Source organism: uncultured Sphingorhabdus sp. (assembly GCF_937872355.1).
GTDB lineage: Bacteria > Pseudomonadota > Alphaproteobacteria > Sphingomonadales > Sphingomonadaceae > Sphingorhabdus_B.
Window position 1 is genome coordinate 1 of sequence record NZ_CALMSV010000264.1, and the last position, 20,834, is coordinate 20,834.

Below are 20,834 nucleotides of genomic sequence, written 5' to 3' on the forward strand. Positions count from 1 at the left end.
GAAATCGCGACCGATTTGACTTCACCCGCCTCAATCTTGTCGCGGAAATTGGAATAGCTGATACCGGTGGAGGCCGAACTGCTACCACCGCTGAAAATCGAAACGACCAGCAGCAAAGCCACCATAATCCCGGCCCAAATCATCAGATTGCGGGCGAAGGGGTTGCCTTTGGGTTCCTGATCGTCGTTCATTTCGGATTTCCAATAATGGGAGAAATACCAGCCTAATGTAGGTCACAAAAGGTGAATGGCAATATAACCCTTGGGCCAGAACGTGCGAAAATTCCGATTTCTCTAATGATTTTGCTTTCTGGGCGGAGCTGGCTCGATGCGCCACAAGGTTCCGCCGGTACACAGCAGCTCTCCAATGGTCAGCTTTCCGCCCGAACGAAGCGTTTCAAGCGCCCGATCAATTGTGTCGCCGCGAGGAGCGATGCTGGCATCTTGGCTCTGCAATGCGCGAATTAAAAGGCGGCGGACGATTTCCGGCGGCAGGCCGGATGGATCGAGCGTTGTTGCGCGGCTTTCTGAGACTGCGACGCGCTCGGGCTCGAGCTTCGCGGCCATCCATTCGAGGGCATCATGCGCTTCACGTAGCGCGGAGACGGTGCGGGCGATGCGCGGTGCGTCCAGCAAATCAGGGGCAGATTTCAGCCATTGGCGGATTTGCACCCGGTCAAATTCCTGATTGGCATTGCTTGGATCTTCGCAGGGAACGACATGGTGCGCGTCGCAGACCGCAAGCAGTTCGGCCTTGGTTAAACCCAGCAAGGGACGGATGATGCGTCCGTTGCTTTCGCGGATCGCCGAAAGCCCGGCGATACCGCTGCCCCGCGCGATCCGCATCAGCAGGGTTTCCAGCTGGTCGTCGGCATGGTGCGCGGTGGCGATCCAGCGCAGGCCATGCGCATCGGCCCAGTCACCCAGCAGCCGGTAGCGGACATCGCGGGCGGCGGATTGGATATTGCCGGTAATCGGCGCATCGGGCTTCAATATGGTATGCGCTATGCCGCGTTCGGCGCAGATTTGTGCGACATAGGCGGCTTCCTCTGCCGCTTCGGGACGCAGTCCGTGGTCGACCGTCGCCGCCATGATCGCTTTTGGAAAGGCCGCATGTGCCATAAGCAGCAGCGCAAGGCTGTCCGGCCCTCCCGATACCGCTAGGCCAATCTGCGGAAAATCCAACACTGCCGGATTTCTGCCGGTAAGGCGGCACAGCGCATCCGCAAACATAGGTCCGGTGTCTCTGGATGATCGCGTCATCCGCAAGGCTTTAAGGTGGCGTCTGCAAATTGCCTACCGGCTTATTTGCACTTCGCCTTTTTGCGACCTTCGGCCAATCGCGAAGCAAGACGTCCGCTGGCTTCGGTTGGATAGGCGCTTGCCAACTGGCCAAACGCTTCGCACGCCTCAGGCGCTTTGCCCAGATCGGTCAAGGCGTCACCCAGGAAATACAGGCTTTCCGGTGCGCGTTCGCCTTTCGGGTCGTTCTTGTAATTGTCGTAAAAAATCTTCACCGCAGTCGCCGGCTTGCCATCGTCCAGCCAAGACCGGCCCAGCAGATTGCGTGCGAAGCTGGCTCTTTTGTGCTTCGGATATTTGGTGATCACATCCTGCAGTTGTACTTGCGCTTCGGGATAGAATTTTGCTTCCCACAGACGATAGCCATAGGAATAGCCGTCTTCGAAAGCATCGCCAGTTGAGGGCCGCTCAATCGCCGCCACAGCGGAAGTTCGTGCAGCAGTAGGTTTGGCCGGCGCTGTCGTTTTTGCAGGCGCAGCTGCTGGTTTTGGTGCGCTGGTGGCTTTGGCCGGAACAGCGGCGACAGTGGTATCGGTTTCCGCCGCGCTGACTGTGCTCGTTGATTGAACAGTGTTTTGCGCTTTGATCTGCGTTTCGAGAAGCTTCAGCCGCTGATCCATTGCCTTCATTCCGGCACTCTGCGTTTCAACCTGCCCAGTCAGAGTTGCCAATTGTGTTTCCAGCGCATCAACGCGCCCGATCAGATCCGAAACCGCGCTGGATGATGGCGTTCCCGCGGTTGCAGGCTTGGTACCTTCAGGCTGGATTTCAGGTTCGAAAAATTTTCCTGCGCCATCCGGAAAGACCTTGCGCTGGACTGCCTTCATTTCCTTTTCCAGCTTCACGACGCGACCTTCTACATTCGCGTCCTGCGCATGGGTGGCCGGGACTGCGGAAACGATTGCGGTGGCAGTCAGGAAATATCGGAACTTCATTTCAGCCCTCCCGGCTAACAAACTGGATTCTACGACTTTTGCGCATTCCCCTATCCAGATGAACTATAACTGACCCGGAATCGCGAATAAAGCCTCTGGCGGGCAAAAGCGCCAAAAGGCCGAAAATAACTGTGGATTGCAGAAATGCTTAGCGCGTGCCTGACATTTGGGGCGCTGCCGAACCGGTGGCCTGCGCTCCGCTGGCGGGGGCGGGTGAGGGGCTTGCCGTGCGTGCCAGCAAGGCCGCTGCACTCACGCCGACATCTGCGATCGAGCGTTCGCCGGTTCCCAACGCCGGAACCGGTTTGCCGCCAATGGTAACGTCCAGAACCTGCGGTCTGCCGGTGACGATCATCGGGTTATTGGCATTTGCAGGAACTGTAAAGCGATCACCCGGTTGCATTTCCTGCTCATATAGTCGCTTATTGTCGGCATCGTAAATTTTCACCCATACAGCTTCGCGTGCAGCAATCACGACTTCACCAGCCGGATCGATGGCTGTCGCTGCATCCGGCTTGGGCTGATCCTTGATCGAAGCTTCGGCGACAGTCTTGATTGGCTCCGTAGGCGTCGCATCTGGAGACAATGCAAAACTGCGCCAGACGAAATAGGCAGCGACCAGCGCGACAGCCAGCCCTGCTGCACTCCATGCCAACCAGCGCGGCGGCACGCGGGCAGGATCGGTGGGCTCATAGGCAGGCGCGCGCGCAACCATGCCCTGATAGCCACCCTGTTCCAGCTCCCCCCGCATTTCTGCGGCGATCGCTACATCATCCAGTCCCAATGCCTTGGCATAGGATTTGGTGAAGCCAACCGTATAGGTTGAACCCGGCAATGCCGAATATTCCGAGGCTTCGATTGCCTCCAGATGGCGGATCGGTACACGCGTCCGATTGGCGATTTCATTGAGCGAGAGCCCTTCGGCTTCGCGCTTGGCACGCAATTTGGCACCGACCGACTGAAAAGCAGTTTGCCCTTCGTCAGCATTCGCAGCTTCAATTTCTTCCTGTTCGCGATTGTCCACCAAACCGCACTCCATGACCCGAATAAAAACGCCTCTGCCGGGCGGTTGCGAAACAATGACGGCGGTATATCGAAAGTCAATGTTTAAAAGGCCTGTTGCCGCCGCAACTCAAGATATTTCAACGCCTTGGGATTGCGCCCATGATTCAAGCCGTTGCCTGATGTTACCCGCTGGAGATGACAATATTGTCGCCATTTCAGCAGCTATTCCTGTGGCATCGAGCGAGCGGACCATCGCCTTGATCGCGCCGACAGCTGCCGGAGTGATCGACAGGCGTTTGATACCTATGCCTATTAATGCCATCGCTTCCAATGTGCGCCCACCCATTTCGCCGCAAACCGTCAAATCCACTTTATGGTCATCGCATGCAACGACGACGCGCCGGATGAAGCGCAATATTGCTGGGCTTAACCAATCGTAACGCTCGGCCAGACGTGGGTCCGCCCGGTCCGCTGCAAAAAGAAACTGAGTCAAATCGTTGGTGCCGATCGATAGGAAATCGATTTTGGGCAATAAGATATCGAGCACTTCAGCAAGCGCAGGAACTTCAAGCATTGCGCCATAGCGGATGCGCGACGGAAGCTGTTTTTTGCGCGAGGCCAGATATTCCAGTTGCACCTGAAAAACCTGTTTTGCCGCGTCAAATTCCCAAGGCTCCGACACCATTGGAAACATGACGTTGAGGTTGCGACCTGCTGCTGCCTCGAGAAGTGCACGCGCCTGCGCCTTCATCAACCCTTCCTGGTCGAGCGCAAGCCGTAAGGCGCGCCAACCCATAGCAGGGTTCTCCTCCTCCTCAGAGATATGCTTCAAATAGGGGAGTGCCTTATCGCCACCAACATCAATGGTGCGAAACACAACCGGCTTGTCTCCGGCAGCATCGAGGACTTCGCGGTAGAAGCGCTGCTGGCGCTCGCGTTGTGGCAATGTTGCCGATATCAGGAACTGGAATTCGGTGCGGAACAGGCCGATGCCCTCTGCACCTGAAAGGCCAATGGCCAGCGCATCGTCGCGCAATCCGGCATTGATCAGCAAGGCAAGATTCTGGCCATCTTTGGTGACCGATGGTTCATCGCGCAGCGCCGCATAGCGGGCCTTTTTCTTTTGCCGGTCGGCCAACTCGCTCGAGAATGCCTGTTGCACTGCGGCTGATGGCCGGACGATGACATTTTTCTCATCGACATTGAGAAGAAGCATGTCGCCATCGCGAATGGTTTGGCGGACGCCTGCCACCCGGCCAAGAACCGGCACACCCATCGCCCGCGCTACGATGGTTACATGGGCTGTCAGCGAACCCTCTTCGAGAATGAGGCCGCGCAGGCGCCTTTTATCATATTCGAGCAGCTCTGCGGGTCCGAGATTACGGGCGACGAGGATTGAATCCTGCTTCAGACCCAATTGTGCTGCCGTGCCCATCTGGCCGGAAACGATGCGCAGCAACCGGTTGGACAGATCCTCCAGATCATGCATGCGATCGGCGAGCAAGGGATCATCGATCTGCCGCATCCGCATCCGCGTGCGTTGCTGCACACGTTCAATGGCTGCCTCGGCCGTGAGGCCGCTGTCGATCGCTTCATTGATGCGCCTGGACCAACCTTCATCATAGGCGAACATCTTGTAGGTATGGAGGATTTCGGCATGCTCGCCGCCGGCGCCGAATTCCGCCATATTGGCCATGCGGTCGATCTGCTCGCGCATCTTGTCAAAGGCTGAATAGACACGTGCGCGTTCGGCCTCTGTGTCTTCTGCCATTGTATGTTCGATGCGGACATTGGGCTGGTGAAAAATCGCTGCGCCAGCAGCGACGCCAGAGACGAGAGGCAGGCCATTGAGAACGACTGTGCCTGTTTGCCCACTGCCAATCGTTCCAGCTTCGTCAATCAGGCCAGCATAGGCGATGAGTTCCGAAAGAACCATCGCTGTGGTCTGCAAAGCCTCAATCTCGACCTCGGCGTATTTTCGCGGATCAGCATGCTGTACCGCAAGCACCCCCACGGCGCGTTCGGAGCGTACGATTGGCACACCCGCAAAACTGTGGAATCGCTCTTCGCCGGTTTCGGGCATGTAACGGAAGGCCGGATGGGCGGCAGCTTCATCCAGGTTCAACGTTTCGACATTGTCTGCAATGGTGCCAACAAGGCCTTCGCCGAACGCAAGTTTTGTAACGTGGACTGCGTCTTGATTCAGACCGCGTGTGGCAAACAGCTCAAGCACACCGTCGCGCAACAGATATATCGAGCACACCTCGCTCGACAAAGCTTCGCCGATGATATTGACGACCTGATTGAGCTTTGCCTGCGCGTGATTGCCCGAAGCCATCACTTCGTGCAGACCGGTCAATATATTACGTGCGGCGATTGCTGCGCTTTCCATGCCACCCGGTTAGCAGATGGCATGGGCGCTTGCGATACCCCTGCGGGCATCAACCGAAAAAATTACGTATGCCTAATATCTCAGGCTGAAGCCATTTCCTGCGTCATTGCATCTTTGAGCTGCAACTTCTGCTTCTTAAGGCGGTGGATCAAATCATCGTCTGGGTGAGGCCGGGTTTCTTCGAGTTCGAGTTGGGCTTCGAGTTCTGCATGTTTCAGGCGCAGGGCCGACAGATGATTTTCGCTCACCACTATCTCCTTCTTGCTTGCCGCGAGGAGAGTCGATCCATTTCGACTCACCAGAGCCAAGGCAGAAAGTAAAACATGTTTTCCACAGGCTGTCTTGCGAAAAAGCAGCCTCTTTGTCGCAGACCATTTTCGTTCTGGCGACATGGACCCGGCAGGGCTATCAGGCTTGAAAACACGCTACACATCCATTGGGGCGCCATGAACGACGACGGTATCCGGCAGCAGATAGAATTGTTGAAGATCGAACATCGCGATCTGGATGATGCGATATCCGCCCTTCAGTCCAGCCCGCTTGCCGACCAACTGCAGGTCGCGCGATTGAAGCGGAAGAAGCTTGCCTTAAAGGATCGTATCGGCCTGTTGGAAGATCAACTTATTCCCGATATTATAGCTTGAAAGATCAGTATATTAACCGCTTAATCCAAGGCATGGTTAACGTGCCGTCATGGAACATTTTGCCGTAAGCGGTGGAAAAGTGGTAAATGATGCTGACAGTGCCGGAGTCGCTTTGGCATGGAGGTCGAATGCATGCTCCGCAGTATCAAATAACGCCCAAGCTGATCGACGGCCTTTATACCGAAGCCATGGTGCTGGCAGATGAAGCGCGATCTTATTTCGATAGCGATCGGGCGCGCCAGATTTCGCCCGCCGACGTCGCGGTTGCTTTCTCGTGCGAGTCGCTGAAAGTCACGACCCGGTTGATGCATGTCATCGCTTGGTTGCTTAACCAGAAAGCGATTCGTGCTGGTGAAATCCATCCATCGGATGTGATGCGCGAATTGGATGAGCTGGGATATGCTCCGGCAACCGATGACTGGATGGTACAGCGCATGCCCGATGAGGCGCGGACGCTCATCATGGCAAGCGAAGATCTCTATTATCGAGTGCAACGTATGAGCAGCCACATCTACACAGATGTGGAAAACCAGCCCGAACCGCACCGCATGATTGAGCAATTGCGCCGGTCATTCTAAGTTTCGCGGCGATTACTCAAATCGGAAAGTTTTGCAATTCACAGGGCGTGACCTTGCGCTTGTGACGCCCTATATGGCGCGTATGGAAACTGTGACTGCAAACAAGCCGAAGGCGTTCGAGGATAATGACCTTATCCGAGAGGCTGCTGCGCTGACCCGTGAATTCAGCGTTGCCAAGCCCGGAATCTATTGGCCCGACTTTCTTGGTTCGGCGCTGGTTGGTTATTTTGGTCTGTATTTCGCAATTGCTGGATCGTCATTGCTAATCCAATTTGCGGGTGCTGCAGTCGCGATTACCTTCCTCTACCGCGCTGCGCTATTCATCCATGAAATCACGCATATGAAGCGCGAGCATGTTCCCGGTTTTCGCTGGGTGTGGAATTTTCTGGTCGGCATCCCGATGTTGATTCCGTCCTTCACCTATGAAGACACGCACAACCAGCACCATTCAAAGATGCGTTATGGAACCGACCGGGATCCGGAATATCTTCCGCTTGCACTAATGAAGCCGCATATGCTGGTTTTTTTCATGGCGGTTGCTGCCTTGGGTTCGATAGGGTTTCTGTTCCGATTTGCAGTTCTTTCGCCGCTGTCGTTGATAAGCCCCTGGATTCGCCGTGAAACCGTTGCGCGTTTTTCGACCTTGTCGATCAACCCCTCCTATCGCCGCGCATTGCCCGAAGGGGAGTTTCGCCGCGACTGGATTATCATGGAAACCGGAGCAAGCCTGTGGTCGATAGGAATACTGACTGCGGTTGCGGTTGGTTGGATTCCGCTAAAGGCTTTCCTTATCTATCTTACAATTGTTGCTGCAGCTTTGGTGCTGAACCAAGTCCGCACTCTGGTAGCGCATTTGTGGGAAAATGATGGCGAGGTGTTGAGCGTTACCGAGCAATATCTCGACAGCGTCAATGTACCGCCGCCGGGGATTATGGGCGAGTTCTGGGCACCTGTTGGATTGCGCTATCACGCGCTGCACCATCTGGTGCCCAGCGTACCTTATCATGCACTGCCTGAGGTGCACCGCAGGCTCGCTGCCAAATTTGGCAATGGCAGCAACTATGACAAGGCTAACTACCCTAATTTACGCAGCCTCCTAGCACGGCTGGTGGCATCGTCGGTCAGGGGTGGAAAGGCGGCCTAGTTCGCCTTTTCCTTGGCGATCCGTGACATCAGGATGGCAGCGCGCTTGGCCTGGCGTCGGATGCTGTCGAGATCAACTGTTTCACCAGGCGCATGATCACCGCGGCTGTAGGTGCCTAGCCCGGCCAGCCCGTCGACATCGCCTGCAACGAAACTGATATCACCTGCGCCGCGCTTGAGCGGGTCGAGCGCCGGCATTTCAGCCAACCCCATGTCTCGATTTACGCCATTTAGTTTGTCGAGTAGCGCCTTGTTGCCAGCGGTTGGTGCCATGGCGGGATAGGCACCCGAATCGAAGCTGATTTTGGCGCTGGTCAACGGCGCTGATTCAGCAACAATCGCCAGCATCTTGGCCTTAACACGTGCTGTCTGTTCTTCAGATAATGTACGGAAATCGCCTCGGGCCAGCGCGATACCCGGGATGATATTGGTCTTACCCGCTGCGGTCGCGCGGATGCCGCCTGCATCAAGCACAGCCTCTTGCCCCGCGGCAATCAGGCCGACGTTGAAGGTCAAATTGGGTTCTGGCAGCTCTGTGCGGAAGCGGTGGATGATACGCGCGAGTTCGAACGCGGCCCCGTCGCCGTAGGTTTCGCTGAAGATCAACGAGCTGTGACCGGTTTTGCCGCTGACTTCCAGTTTCCAACTGTTCGAGGAACGCCGTGCAACGGAGCCCATGTCGCGGCCATCATCGCGCACCAGCCCTTCGAAATCGAGCGCGACATCGGCGCGCTTGCCGGCTGCAATCAAAGGCGCTCGGGTGATCTCGATCGGATCGCCGGCATCCTCTTCGTCGCCGGTCATGTGGATTTCGATATTGGCGTCTTTGAGTGTTCCAGCCGCCTTCATCGCGCGCAAGGCTGCGATGATCACCGTCATCCCGCCCTTGTCGTCTCCAGCACCCGGACCTTCGGCCTCGTCACTGGTTTCGGCTTTCTTGCGAACAAATTTCTGGAACGGGCTGTCAGGTTCGAAAACGGTATCCAGATGCGCTACAAGCAACAGGCGTTTGGTGCCCTTTTTACCTTGCTTGGTCGCAACCAGATGCCCTGCGCGGCCAGCCGCCGTCATATCTAGCCATTCCAGCCTGAAACCCAGCGGCTCCAGTTCGGCGCGCATCATGTCGCCGACCTTGCGCACGCCCTCAAAGTTCATTGAGCCCGAATTCTGGTCTACCAGCTTTTGTAGTAATGCGACCGAGCGTTCATACTCCGCATCGACTGTCGCGACCATCTTCGCCTCGGCCTTGCTCAATTGCGCAAGTGCAGGAGTAGAAAAGGCGAGCGCCAGCCCCGCACCCATGAGGGTGAGGGACTGGCGCACATTTTTCGTCACGCGAAAGCTCATCCGGGCAGGCCGCTAATCGCTTTCACTTCCATGAAGTCTTTGAGGCCAAACAGGCCGGCTTCGCGGCCATTGCCCGACTGTTTGTAGCCACCGAAGGGAGCGCCGGGTGCCGGACCCCAATTGTTGATAGCAACCATGCCAGCGCGCAGCTTTGGTGCAACCGCAGCAGCTTTGGACGGATCGCCCGAAACAACCGCTGACAGGCCATATTCGGTGTTATTGGCGATTTCGATCGCTTGGTCGAGATCGTCATAGGCCATGATCGTTGCAACCGGGCCGAACACCTCTTCCTTGGCGATGCGCATATCCGGCGTTACGCCAGAGAATACCGTCGGCTTGATGTAATAGCCGCGGTTGAGATCGGCCGGGCGATCGGTGCCGCCGGTTTCGAGGGTGGCACCCTCGTCGATGGCTGACTGAATCAGGCCCTGGATTTTCTCATATTGCGCCTTGTTGACCACGGGTCCGATATGCGCGCCTTCCTGCAGCGGGTCGCCAACTTTGGTGCCTTCGAACATCGCCTTGACGAAATTGGCGGCCTCTTGCGCGCGGTCTTTCTGAACAAGGATACGGGTCGGTGCGATGCAGCTTTGGCCGCTGTTGATCAGAACGCCCTGCACCGTCGGCGGCAGGACTTCTTCGAACTTCGCGTCGGGCAGTACCACGTTCGGTGATTTGCCGCCCAGTTCCTGATGGACGCGTTTCACCGTATCGGCCGCTGCCTTGGCAACAAGGATGCCTGCACGGGTCGAACCCGTAAAGCTGACCATGTCGATATCCGGATGCGCCGAAATCGCCGCACCAACCGTCGGGCCATCGCCCTGAACGAGGTTGAACACGCCCGGCGGAACGCCTGCAGCGTCCATGACTTCGGCGAAAATAGCCGCGTTGCCGGGGCATTCTTCCGAAGGCTTCAGCACCATGGTGTTACCAGCAGCAATGCAGGGTGCGACCTTCAAGGCAATCTGGTTCAACGGCCAGTTCCAAGGTGTGATGAGGCCGACAACACCAATGGGTTCATAGACGACGGTGTTCGCGCCATGCTGTTCCTTGAACGCAAAATTTTCGAGCGCGGGCAGCGTACCCAGGAAACCGCCAAGCCCTGCAGGCGCCTGCGCCATGGTCGCGAAGCTGACCGGCGCGCCCATTTCAGCGGCCATTGACTTGGCGAAATCGGGGATGCGCTTCTTATATTCCTCTATGATGCGGTTCATCAGCGCCAAACGCTCTTCGCGGCTCGTCTGGCTGAAGGTCTTGAATGCCTCACGTGCGGCGGCGACGGCTGCGTCGACATCGGCTTGCGTGCCGAGAGTGATTTCGGTGCAGGCCTCTTCGGTCGACGGGCTGATAACCTCGTGGCGCTTGCCGCCGATGCTGTCGACCCATTTGCCGTTGATATAATGCTTCAGATAGCTGTCCATGTCTCTCTCCTTAAGTCCCAGCGAGTCGCGAAAGCGAGGCTTCGGTTTTGATTTGGGACTTTTTTGGCCAAGGTCAACAGCGCGTTCAATCGCGCGATTAAAAAAGCCCGGAGTTTCCCCCGGGCCTTTCGACGAAACGAGGCGGGAACGGGCTAGAAACTTCGCGTCGCAGACTTTCCTGCCAGAAAGGCCTGAACCTGTTCAAAGCTGACGGATTTGCGGTTGTTCGCGGCATTGCGATCATCGTTGCAGTTGTTGCCATCGATAGCGATGTCCGGATCATAACTGATGCTGGCGTCTACAGATCCGCCAAATTCGAATGTGTCGAAGGCGTTGGCGATCATCGGAGTTGTTAACATCGCCATCCTGCTGTTCGCGGCGGCGCGTCCGGGAAGGGCCTGACTGCGCGTCACGACATTGCCAGTGTTGCCGTTTCGGACGCCGACGCTCACGCTTTGCTGGTTACCGCCCGATTGCCAAGCGCTGCTGCCAAGATTTCTAACTTCGACCGAAACCTGAACCGAACCGGGTGCTTTGCCTTTGGTCAATGTGATGCTGCCGATAGCTGGGTCCACGCTGCAAGCGAGAGGGCGCAGGGGACCGGGAACTGGCTTTTGAATGGCATCTTTGGGAAGTTGCGGCGTCGGCTCGGCGACCGCCGCTGTCGAAAACAATGCAATCATTGCAAGCGGCGAGATAATTCTGGTCATTGATTTTGCCTTTCCCACTAATTTTCGCGTGTCGCGCGAGTTTGCAGCGCCAGAATTTAGGCATTCCTGTGCAGGCTGCTATCCCGAGAACAGGGTATCGGCATCCCCAATTCATGGGATGGCGAACGGGGCGGTGCCCACCTATTCGGAGGCCGTCCGCTTCTGCCGCGATATGCGACCCATTGTGACGGAAGCGGACGAAATTTGCGGCGGCTAAAAGGCCCATTGTCTAGTCGACCGGTTAGTGGGACATTCGCCTGCATGATCCGAACCGCCATCATCGAAGACGATCCGCGCATCGCCGCAGATATTGCCGAAGTGATCCGGCAGGCTGACGATGTCGAACTGGTAGCTTCTGCCGGTTCCGTAGCGACGGGTTGCAAATTGATCGACGATGGCGGTTTCGACGTGCTGGTGTGCGATCTTGGGTTGCCCGATGGCGACGGAGCCACGCTCATCCGCAAGGCCGCGGCGCAATATCCGGACATTGATATCCTTGTACTCACCATGTTCGCCGATCATCACAAGGTGCTTGATGCCATTCGCGCTGGTGCGCGCGGTTACCTGTTGAAGGATCAGAAATTGGGCGAATGCGTCGCCGCGATCCGCGAGGTGCGCAACGGCGGGTCGCCCATCAGTCCCATCATCGCACGCTTGTTGTTAAAGGAGCTCTCTCCACAAGAGGCGGCGCCGGCCTCAACGAGCGAAGAGCAGCTATCCGAGCGGGAAAAGGAAACCTTGCACCTGCTGTCGCGCGGATTTACCTATTCCGAATGCGCGGAATTGATGGGAATTTCGCAGCATACGGTGGGCACGCATGTCAAACATATCTACCGCAAGCTTGAGGTCAATTCGCGTGCAGAGGCGGTATTCGAGGCGTCGAACCGGGGTATGCTTGATATTCGTTAAATGGCTGTTTGCGTGTATCGCGGCATATGTTTGCTGGACGGCGGCTCAGGCTGTTGCCGCACCAGACAAGCCTTCGCATACAGTTCTCGAATTTCTGAGTGGAGAAATTGCGTTTGCCGATCAGAATGAAATTCCCGGAACAGGATGGGAAAAGCGCCCGACCCCGGCGCTGTGGTTATCCGATGAGGCGCGGGCAAAGCTGGATGGTAAACTGACAGGATGGGGGCGGTTCCGCTTTGACAGGGCGCAAGTGCCGGACGAGCCGCTCGCCATCTACACCGAAAATAACCGCGAACGCCTGACGGTCTTCCTCAACGGCGTCGAGTTGTTCCGCAATTATCGAAGCGCAACCTCACAAACGCTCGGCTGGAACCGGCCCTATATCATTCCTGTCCCGCAAAAACTGTTGCGCGAAGCGGGCAACGAGCTGGTGCTGCGCGTTGGGTCGGACCGGCAATTCTCGCTGGGAGTCGGAACGGTCAAGGTCGGATCGCAGGAAGTGCTGGGCAGGCTCTACAACTATCAGCAATTCTGGCGGGTGACGGGTTCGGCGGCTGCCAATTATGCGATGTTGTTCCTGACTTTCGCGGCCTTTCTCATGTGGATGGCCCGCCGTTCAGAGACCGAGATTTTCTGGCTGGTGATGACAGGATTGCTGTGGTTCGTGCGCGACTTCCACTTTTTTGCAGAGGAATCGCCTCTTGATCCATATTGGTTTCAGCAGGTCAGCTATTACTCGCTCTATTTCGCAGTTGCCGCCTCTTTGAGCTTTTGTGTCGCCTTCCTGAAGCTCCCTAACTACCGCCGGATCATCGCGATACTCTTTGCAATTGGCGTTGCGCTTTGCATATTTCGTGTTGCGATCACTTCCACTAACCGGACCGATCTGGCGACCAGCCTTGCGACGCTTGTTGTATCGCTCGTCATTTGCGGACTGATGATCTTTGACTGGATACGGCACCGTTCGCTTGAAAGCGCAGCCCTGATTGCCATCGTAGTGTTCACTACCGCTTTGGGTTTGCACGACGTCGGCCGGATACCCAATGTAAACTGGTGGCAGGGGCTTGGATTTCATGTCCAGCCTTATACCGGACTACTTCTCTTCAGTGTTTTTTTGCTGTCGGTCGGCCGGAAATATTTGCGGGCGTTGGTAGAGGTTGAAACACTCAACGCGAGCCTTGAGCAAAGAGTGGAAACTGCGACCCAGGCGCTCGCTGCGAGCGAACGCGCTCGGCAGAAAATCGAAGTAGAACACGCAGTTGGAATCGAACGCGAACGACTAATGCGCGAAATGCATGATGGCATTGGCTCGAACCTCGTGACGGCGCTCGCAGTTGTCAGGAAGCAAGGCGAAGCACCGGTTGCCGAAGAAACCCTGCAACGCGCGATAACCGATCTGAAACTGACGGTAGATTCGCTTGCACCCGTCGAGGGTGATGTTGTGGCATTGCTCGCCAATCTGCGACACCGGATGGAGCCTGATATGGAAAAGGCCGGAGTGAAGTGCGTCTGGCGTGTAGTGCCATGCCCGTCGCTCGACTGGCTCGATGCGCCGAATGCACTCCACATGCTGCGCATCATTCAGGAAGGCGTCGGCAATGTCCTGTCGCATGCGGGTGCAACCAGCATCACCATCGCTTGCCGTCCTTCGGAGAGGGACGGGCGATCCGGCGTTGAACTGGTTCTTGCGGATGATGGCTGCGGATTCGACATACGTTCAGAGACGCGACAGGGGCGCGGACTTTCCAACATGCGCACGCGGGCGCGGCAATTAAGTGCCGAACTCGACGTAGAAAGTAGCAGGGGAGAAGGCAGCCGTTTGAAATTATGGCTGCCTATTCGCGCAGCGCACGTCGTCTAAATGGACCCACCGGAACTGGAACGAGAATTCTGCACGTCATCGAAGGCCGGGTGCTGAAATTCCTTCGCACTTGTGTAAAGAGCTCTTGACATGCCTTCTACGATGTCTGTAAAGAGTTCTTGACAATCTGGAGCAGGCTAGTTGGAAAATCATTTAAAAGCCTATCGTGAAAGTGCGGGGTGGAGCCAAGGCGAACTCGCACGGCGTCTGGGTGTATCGCGGCAAACCATCAATGCCGTCGAAACCGACAAATATGATCCCAGCCTGCCGCTCGCACTGCGCATGGCGAAGCTATTTTCTTGCCAAGTACCCGATCTATTCATTGACCATTGGGAAACCGAGGAATTTTGAAATGCCGAATATTTCTATCGAGAATCGCGACGGAAAGACCCGAAAACTTATCGTTCAGCTGGTATCTGGTGGCCTGTTTGGCGCTGTTGCGAGCTATTCGGCGATGAGCTTGCTTGATTTAAGATCGATGGCCGCTGATCAGATCGGCCTGAGTGCAGTTGCGCTTATATATTTGCTGTTAGGCGTGATCGTCGGATTTGGCATAGTTGCACCAAATTTGGGTTCAAAGGTCCTGAACGTCGAAGATGCTGAGGAAATCAACGAACAGCGTCGCGTACTGGCCGGATCGACCATAGCGATGATTTCAATCGGCTGTGCGTTGCTGGCTCTGTCATTGGCAGGCCCAGGTCGTATGGTTTCACCAGCGCTTGGCTTTGGCGCACTAATAGCATCTTTGGTGATTTCCGTGCTGATTACGGTCCGCGATTTGAAATTTTACGATGAAATGATGCTGCAATTAAGTCGTGATTCCGGGAATCTTGCTTACTGCATTAGCGGGGTAACCATCATGGTCTGGGCATCCGCCGCAGCGGTCGGTTGGATTGCAGCGCCTACGCCCTTTGCACTCATTGCAATCATTGCAGGCGGCATGTTGCTGGCGGTCTTTATTTCGGCAGCGCGGGCCGGGCTGATGATGCCGCGATAAGATTCGGCATAAAGAAGGGCGCCCGGATTGCTCCGGACGCCCTTTCGATTGCGGCTGCTCCCCAGCTTAGCCGCTGTAATACATGTCGAACTCGACTGGCGAAGGCGTGGTTTCCCAGCGGCTGACTTCGTCCCATTTGAGGTCGATATAGGCTTCGATCTGATCCTTGGTGAAGACATCGCCTTCGAGCAGGAAGTCATGATCGGCAGACAGGCTGTCGAGCGCTTCGCGCAAGCTGCCGCAAACAGTCGGGACTTGCGCGAGTTCTGCCGGGGGCAGGTCATACAGGTTCTTGTCCATCGCGTCGCCGGGGTGGATCTTGTTACGGATACCGTCGAGGCCAGCCATCAACAGCGCCGAATAGCAGAGATAGGGGTTGGCAAGCGCATCGGGGAAGCGGAATTCAACGCGCTTCGCCTTGTCACCGGTGCCGTACGGAATGCGGCACGAAGCCGAACGGTTGCGGCTCGAATAAGCGAGCAACACGGGTGCTTCAAAACCAGGGACCAGACGCTTGTAGCTGTTGGTGGTCGGGTTGGTGAACGCGTTCAGCGCCTTGGCGTGCTTGATGACGCCGCCGATGAAGTACAGGCACATTTCCGACAGACCGGCATAACCATTGCCCGCGAACAGCGGCTTGCCCTTGGCCCACAGCGAAATATGGGTGTGCATGCCCGAGCCATTGTCCGACTTGATCGGCTTCGGCATGAAGGTTGCGGTTTTGCCATAGGCGTGCGCAACCTGGTGCACGACATATTTGTACACCTGCATACGGTCCGCGGTCTGCACCAGCGTGCCGAAGGTCAGGCCGAGTTCGTGCTGTGCAGCCGCCACTTCATGGTGGTGCTTGTCGCACGGCAGTCCCATTTCGAGCATGGTCGAAACCATTTCGCCGCGAATATCAACGGCGCTGTCGACCGGCGCAACGGGGAAGTAGCCGCCCTTGGCGCGCGGACGGTGGGCAAGGTTGCCGGTTTCATACGAACGGCCGGTGTTGGTCGGCAGTTCAATGTCGTCGATGCGGAAGCCCGAACCGTCATAACCGTCATAGAAGGTCACATCGTCGAACATGAAGAATTCGGCTTCGGGGCCGACATAGACGGTGTCGGCGATGCCGGTTGCTTTGACATAGGCTTCAGCACGTTTGGCGGTCGAGCGCGGGTCGCGGGCGTAAAGTTCGCCGGTCGAGGGTTCTACGATGTCGCAGTTGATGATCATCATAGGCGTTGCGCTGAACGGATCCATATAGACCGAGTCCAGGTCCGGGCGCAGGATCATGTCGGATTCGTTGATCGCCTTCCAGCCTTCGATCGACGATCCGTCAAACATCAAGCCGTCTTCCAGTTCGTCTTCGCCGAGCACGCCAGCGCACATCGTGAGGTGCTGCCACTTGCCCTTCGGGTCGGTGAAACGCAGGTCGACCCACTCGACATCATTTTCCTTAATCTGTTTCAGTATGTCCTTGGCACTGGCCATGATGCTTTCCTTCTTTGACTTGGATTGTTTGGATTTGCCCGATTTGGATTTTTGGGCGGATTTTTTGGACTTAGACGGCATCGCTGTCGCGCTCACCGGTGCGGATGCGCAGCGCGGTTTCGACAGGAATGACAAAAATCTTGCCGTCGCCGATGCGGCCGGTCTGTGCGGCGGCGGCGATAGCTTCGACAACGCGATCGGCAAGCGCATCGTCCACCACAACCTCAAGCTTCACCTTGGGCAGGAAGTCGACAACATATTCGGCGCCACGATAAAGTTCGGTATGGCCCTTCTGGCGGCCAAAGCCCTTGGCTTCGGTCACGGTGATGCCCGAAACGCCGACTTCGTGCAGCGCTTCTTTTACTTCGTCGAGCTTGAACGGCTTGATGATCGCTTCGATCTTTTTCATGGCTTTCCTCTGGTCTTGGCGCATCGCGAAAACCCGCGCGCGCGAGTGTCATGCCATTACCTTATCAAGTATCGTGCCAGTTTGCCGCAGCGCGGCAGACACGCAAAAGCAAAGCCCCGCACGTTAACGCACGGGGCTTGCTTGAATATTGCTGCCTATTTTTTAGGCAAATGCCAGATTCATGGGCATCACTTGGCGCTCACCTTGAACTTTGCGTCATTGGCCTTGGCGAAATGCGCACGGCTGGTGAGATAGGCGCGGATGGCTTCAACTTCCTCTGGCTTCAGCACCGGTTTGAAACTGGCCATGCCGTTTTTGGCAAGGATACCGTCATACACCACAGACTTGAAAGTTGCGGCATCGGCGATGGTTCCCGACTTGCGCAGATCCGGCAGTACACCGGTGCCCACAGCGCCCGGTCCGTGGCAGACAAGGCAATAGCGCTGATAGCTCGATTGACCTGCCGCGATGATTTCGGGGCTGCCGAACAGGGCAGGTGGGTTCCATACCCATTCTTCAGCGGCAGGCAGCGGCGGCAATTTGCCCTTGGCACCGATTTTTAGCACGATCAGGCGCGGGATATTGGGCACCTCCTGGCTGGCACCGGCGACGTAACCCGACACCAGCGGGAAAGCACCGCCCTTGCTGGTCATGAAGGCCACATATTGCTCGCCATCGACCAGATAGGTCGAAGCGCCGGTCAGCACCCCGGACTGCACGTCCAGGCTGTAGAGCAATTTGCCGGTATCGGCCGCAAAGGCTTGGAATTTGCCCATGGCATTGCCCTGGAAGACCAGATTGCCAGCAGTGGTCATCGTGCCGCCATTCCACGGTGTGGGATAGTTGACGGTCCATTGCGCCTTACCCGTTTTCGGGTTGAATGCGACAAGCTGGCCCGTGGTGACCGACTGGATTGCCTTCACCATGTTGAAATCATCGGGCACATCGGCCGTGGCAATCGCCCCGCCGGTGTTGAAGCCCATCGAGCTGCGCCCCTGCTCGTTTGGAGCAGCAGGGGGCATATATGCACCGCCCATTTGCATCGCAGGGATGTATACCAGTCCGGTTGCTGGGTTATAACTCATCGGGTGCCAGTTGTGCCCGCCAAGCGCAGACGGATTGGCCATGTAAAGCTTGCCGGTTTTTTCGTAGCGCGCTTCGGGGTTTTCGATCGGGCGGCCCGAGGCGAGGTCATAGCCCGTCGCCCAGGTGATGCCGCTGATATAAGGGCTGGCCGCCAACAATTTGCCATTGGTCCGGTCAAGTGTGAAGAAGAAACCATTTTTCGGTGCATGGTACAGCACCTTCACATCCTTGCCGTCGCGCTGTTCATTGGCGAGGATGATCGGCTGGGTTGCGGTATAATCCCAGCTTTCGGCGGGGGGTTCCTGATAATGCCATTTATATTCACCGGTATCCGGATCGAGCGCGACTATCGACGACAGGAAGAGATTGTCCCCTTCGCTGTTCGAACGGATTCCATGGTTCCAGGGGTTGCCATTGCCAACGCCGAGATAGAGCTGATCCAACTCGGCATCATAGACAATCGCATCCCATACGGTGCCACCACCGCCTGAATCGCGCCAGTCGTCTTTCTTCGGCGTCTTGCTCCAGGTGTCGTAGGCCAGTTCCTTCATCACCTTGTCGCTCGCCGCATTGTCGGGCTCGCCCTTGGGATTGGGAACGGTGTAGAAACGCCAGGCCTGCTTGCCTGTATCGACATTATAAGCGGTCACAAAGCCGCGTGCACCGAATTCGGCGCCGCCATTGCCAATGATGACCTTATCCTTCACGACGCGCGGGAAACCGGTGATCGTGCCATTTGATTTTGGATCAAGCGTCTGCACCGACCAGATTTCGCCGCCGGTCTTCGCATCGAGGGCAATCAAGCGACCGTCGATTGTACCGACAAACAGCTTGCCTTTCCAGAAGGCGACGCCGCGATTGACGACGTCGCAGCAGGCCTTCACCCCGCGCGCCTTGTCAACGCCAGGATCGAACTGCCAGAGCGGCTTGCCGGTCTTTGCTTCATAGGCGAATACTTTCGACCAAGGGCCGGTTACATACAGCGTGCCGTCAACTTCAACCGGGGTCGATTCATGGCCGCGCGCATCGGGCATGTCCGCAAACCAGGCTATACCGAGTTCGGACACATTCTTGTCGTTGATCTGCGTCAGCGGGCTGTGGCGCTGCTCGCCATAGCTTTGGGCAGGGAAGGCCCAGTCATCGCCATTGCCGCCCGTCTTCAGAAATTCGCCGTCAATCTTGGCAAACTCGGGATCTTGCGCCCCCGGATTATTATCCGCCAATTTGCAGCCGGAAACCGCCAAAGCGGCCACACCAGCCAAAGCCAATACCGCACTACGCCGAAAACGCATCGCTCTCTCTCCCGATTTAATCCCTCGATTAAATCGCTAGCGTGCGATGTAGAGTCGGTCCAGCTTTAAGTTGTGGCCGAAAGAACCGCGCAGATTGCAGCATCCATATCAGCAGCCGCTTTGTCATAGACGCGCGACTTGAGGTTATCGACCAGAGGTTGGGCTGTCCGGCTGGGGTGGCCGCCGTTAAATGGTGGGGCAGGGTCATATTCAAGGGCAAGCTGGATGGTTCGGGCAACATCCTCGCCCTGGGACAGCGCCATCAGTTTCAGCGCGAAATCGATCCCTGAAGTAACGCCGCCAGCGGTGACCAAATTGCCATCGCGAACGACGCGGGCTTGTTCATGTGTCGCGCCGAACAGGGGAAGTAATTGCGTGTACGCCCAATGGGTCGTTGCGCGTTTTCCTTGCAGCAGGCCCGCGGCTCCAAGGACGAAGGTACCGGTACACACACTGGTTACCCATGTCGCCGTTTTGGCCTGTTCGCGCACGAATTCAACAATGGCAGTATCGGCAATTGCCTCGCGCACGCCATGTCCGCCAGGGACGCAGATAATGTCAGCTTGAGGGCAATCTGCGACGCTGGTTGTCGGAAGGATCGAAAAGCCACAATCGGTCGTTACAGCCTTACCGTCCTTGGAAACAACATGGGTTTTCGCTCCGGGTAGCCGAGACAGGAACTGCACCGGCCCCGAAAAGTCGAGCTGGGTGACGTTGTCGAAGAGGACGAAAACGATGTTGGTAGTCATGGGCAATCTCCTTCGTTCAGATGGGTGCCCAGGCGATCGGCTTGAAATGGTGGTTCGCTCCCCGAAGGTTCCCCTTCTCGAATCGCCAGTCACGAACCTGAGTATTCTATCTCCGCATCCCGGATATGCAACGGGCCGCCGGATTGCACCGACGGCCCGAAAATTTTGAAACCCTCGCTTACCAGTAGAAGTTGCGGAATACGCGGATGATGTTGCCGCTGCGAACGTTGACAAGCAGCACGTCATTATAGTGGCGGACATAACGTTGGTTATATCCTGGTGTCGGCAAGCGAAATGCCTTGTAATTGTTCACATAATATCGCGGCGCATAATAGCCCGCGGTCAGGCGTGCGCCATTGTTGAAGCTGCGATACTTGAACGGCGCGTTGAATCTATTGCCCTTGAAGGCCTGGCGGTGGTCGCGGCGGTAATCCTGCCAGTCCTCGCGATATTCGCGCTTGGCCTCGCGCACATCCTTACGGGCATCGCGGCGATCATCCCGGTCACCATAGCGACGGGCTTCGCGCAGGTCTTGCTGTTCCCTGCGGATATCCTGCCGGTCGCGGGCAAGCTCGCGGG

At 56.7% G+C, this 20,834-nt stretch carries 21 protein-coding genes and 1 riboswitch; of the genes, 7 read left to right on the forward strand and 14 right to left on the reverse strand.

Features of this window, described 5'->3' with window-relative positions; genetic code table 11:
* The 6 genes from Q0239_RS16920 to Q0239_RS16945 all read right to left on the reverse strand — a co-directional run.
* Window positions 1-191: ATP-dependent metallopeptidase FtsH/Yme1/Tma family protein (locus Q0239_RS16920; protein WP_298605042.1), on the reverse strand; the 191-nt coding region annotated here is incomplete at its 3' end.
* Between the two features lie 102 nt (window positions 192-293).
* Window positions 294-1,232, reverse strand: a complete 939-nt coding sequence (gene tilS, locus Q0239_RS16925; RefSeq protein WP_298605044.1) for a tRNA lysidine(34) synthetase TilS — start codon at window positions 1,230-1,232, stop codon at window positions 294-296.
* Window positions 1,233-1,303: 71 nt separating this feature from the next.
* Window positions 1,304-2,236 (reverse strand): tetratricopeptide repeat protein, encoded by a 933-nt coding sequence (locus tag Q0239_RS16930; protein WP_298605046.1) that lies wholly within the window; start codon window positions 2,234-2,236, stop codon window positions 1,304-1,306.
* Window positions 2,237-2,384: 148 nt separating this feature from the next.
* Window positions 2,385-3,260, reverse strand: coding sequence for a helix-turn-helix domain-containing protein (locus tag Q0239_RS16935; protein ID WP_298605048.1), 876 nt, complete (start codon window positions 3,258-3,260; stop codon window positions 2,385-2,387).
* Between the two features lie 108 nt (window positions 3,261-3,368).
* Window positions 3,369-5,633, reverse strand: a complete 2,265-nt coding sequence (gene ptsP, locus Q0239_RS16940) for a phosphoenolpyruvate--protein phosphotransferase (protein WP_298605050.1) — start codon at window positions 5,631-5,633, stop codon at window positions 3,369-3,371.
* 80 nt (window positions 5,634-5,713) lie between these two features.
* On the reverse strand, window positions 5,714-5,881 hold the full coding sequence (locus tag Q0239_RS16945; RefSeq protein WP_298605052.1) for a YdcH family protein: 168 nt from the start codon (window positions 5,879-5,881) through the stop codon (window positions 5,714-5,716).
* A gap of 198 nt (window positions 5,882-6,079) precedes the next feature.
* Here Q0239_RS16945 and Q0239_RS16950 point away from each other — a divergent pair, with 198 nt between their 5' ends.
* From Q0239_RS16950 to Q0239_RS16960, 3 genes are all read left to right on the forward strand, one after another.
* Window positions 6,080-6,277: a DUF465 domain-containing protein gene (locus tag Q0239_RS16950; RefSeq protein ID WP_298605054.1), complete on the forward strand. Its 198-nt coding sequence runs from the start codon at window positions 6,080-6,082 to the stop codon at window positions 6,275-6,277.
* A 128-nt stretch (window positions 6,278-6,405) separates the two neighbouring features.
* A complete protein-coding gene (locus tag Q0239_RS16955) occupies window positions 6,406-6,855 on the forward strand; it encodes a DUF1465 family protein (RefSeq protein ID WP_298605056.1) in 450 nt (149 codons plus the stop codon).
* 61 nt (window positions 6,856-6,916) lie between these two features.
* Complete coding sequence (locus Q0239_RS16960; protein ID WP_298605058.1) at window positions 6,917-7,999, forward strand: fatty acid desaturase; 1,083 nt, start codon at window positions 6,917-6,919, stop codon at window positions 7,997-7,999.
* Here Q0239_RS16960 and Q0239_RS16965 read toward each other — a convergent pair.
* The 3 genes from Q0239_RS16965 to Q0239_RS16975 form a co-directional block, all read right to left on the reverse strand.
* On the reverse strand, window positions 7,996-9,300 hold the full coding sequence (locus Q0239_RS16965; protein ID WP_298605081.1) for a M20/M25/M40 family metallo-hydrolase: 1,305 nt from the start codon (window positions 9,298-9,300) through the stop codon (window positions 7,996-7,998). The genes Q0239_RS16960 and Q0239_RS16965 overlap by 4 nt on opposite strands.
* 41 nt (window positions 9,301-9,341) lie before the next feature.
* A complete protein-coding gene (locus Q0239_RS16970) occupies window positions 9,342-10,766 on the reverse strand; it encodes an aldehyde dehydrogenase family protein (protein WP_298605060.1) in 1,425 nt (474 codons plus the stop codon).
* A gap of 152 nt (window positions 10,767-10,918) precedes the next feature.
* Window positions 10,919-11,476: a hypothetical protein gene (locus Q0239_RS16975; RefSeq protein WP_298605062.1), complete on the reverse strand. Its 558-nt coding sequence runs from the start codon at window positions 11,474-11,476 to the stop codon at window positions 10,919-10,921.
* A 261-nt stretch (window positions 11,477-11,737) separates the two neighbouring features.
* Here Q0239_RS16975 and Q0239_RS16980 point away from each other — a divergent pair, with 261 nt between their 5' ends.
* From Q0239_RS16980 to Q0239_RS16995, 4 genes are all read left to right on the forward strand, one after another.
* A complete protein-coding gene (locus Q0239_RS16980; RefSeq protein WP_298605064.1) occupies window positions 11,738-12,385 on the forward strand; it encodes a response regulator transcription factor in 648 nt (215 codons plus the stop codon).
* Window positions 12,372-14,246, forward strand: coding sequence for an ATP-binding protein (locus Q0239_RS16985; RefSeq protein ID WP_298605066.1), 1,875 nt, complete (start codon window positions 12,372-12,374; stop codon window positions 14,244-14,246). The genes Q0239_RS16980 and Q0239_RS16985 overlap by 14 nt, the downstream gene beginning before the upstream one ends.
* 141 nt (window positions 14,247-14,387) lie before the next feature.
* Window positions 14,388-14,597 (forward strand): helix-turn-helix transcriptional regulator, encoded by a 210-nt coding sequence (locus Q0239_RS16990; RefSeq protein WP_298605068.1) that lies wholly within the window; start codon window positions 14,388-14,390, stop codon window positions 14,595-14,597.
* Window positions 14,500-15,243 carry a hypothetical protein gene (locus Q0239_RS16995; RefSeq protein WP_298605070.1) on the forward strand — a complete coding sequence of 248 codons (744 nt, stop codon included), beginning with the start codon at window positions 14,500-14,502 and terminating at the stop codon, window positions 15,241-15,243. The genes Q0239_RS16990 and Q0239_RS16995 overlap by 98 nt, the downstream gene beginning before the upstream one ends.
* Before the next feature lie 66 nt (window positions 15,244-15,309).
* On the opposite strand, the gene glnA is transcribed toward Q0239_RS16995, so the two are convergent.
* From glnA to Q0239_RS17020, 5 genes are all read right to left on the reverse strand, one after another.
* A complete protein-coding gene (gene glnA, locus Q0239_RS17000) occupies window positions 15,310-16,719 on the reverse strand; it encodes a type I glutamate--ammonia ligase (RefSeq protein ID WP_298605072.1) in 1,410 nt (469 codons plus the stop codon).
* A 70-nt stretch (window positions 16,720-16,789) separates the two neighbouring features.
* Entirely contained in the window at window positions 16,790-17,128 is a 339-nt protein-coding gene (locus Q0239_RS17005; protein ID WP_115550127.1) for a P-II family nitrogen regulator, read from the reverse strand.
* 188 nt (window positions 17,129-17,316) lie between these two features.
* Window positions 17,317-19,506, reverse strand: coding sequence for a PQQ-dependent dehydrogenase, methanol/ethanol family (locus Q0239_RS17010; protein WP_298605075.1), 2,190 nt, complete (start codon window positions 19,504-19,506; stop codon window positions 17,317-17,319).
* 65 nt (window positions 19,507-19,571) lie between these two features.
* Window positions 19,572-20,255: a DJ-1/PfpI family protein gene (locus tag Q0239_RS17015; protein WP_298605077.1), complete on the reverse strand. Its 684-nt coding sequence runs from the start codon at window positions 20,253-20,255 to the stop codon at window positions 19,572-19,574.
* A 19-nt stretch (window positions 20,256-20,274) separates the two neighbouring features.
* Window positions 20,275-20,358, reverse strand: a riboswitch (ZMP/ZTP riboswitch).
* A gap of 75 nt (window positions 20,359-20,433) precedes the next feature.
* Window positions 20,434-20,834 (reverse strand): RcnB family protein (locus Q0239_RS17020; RefSeq protein WP_298605079.1); only part of this gene is annotated, 401 nt, incomplete at its 5' end.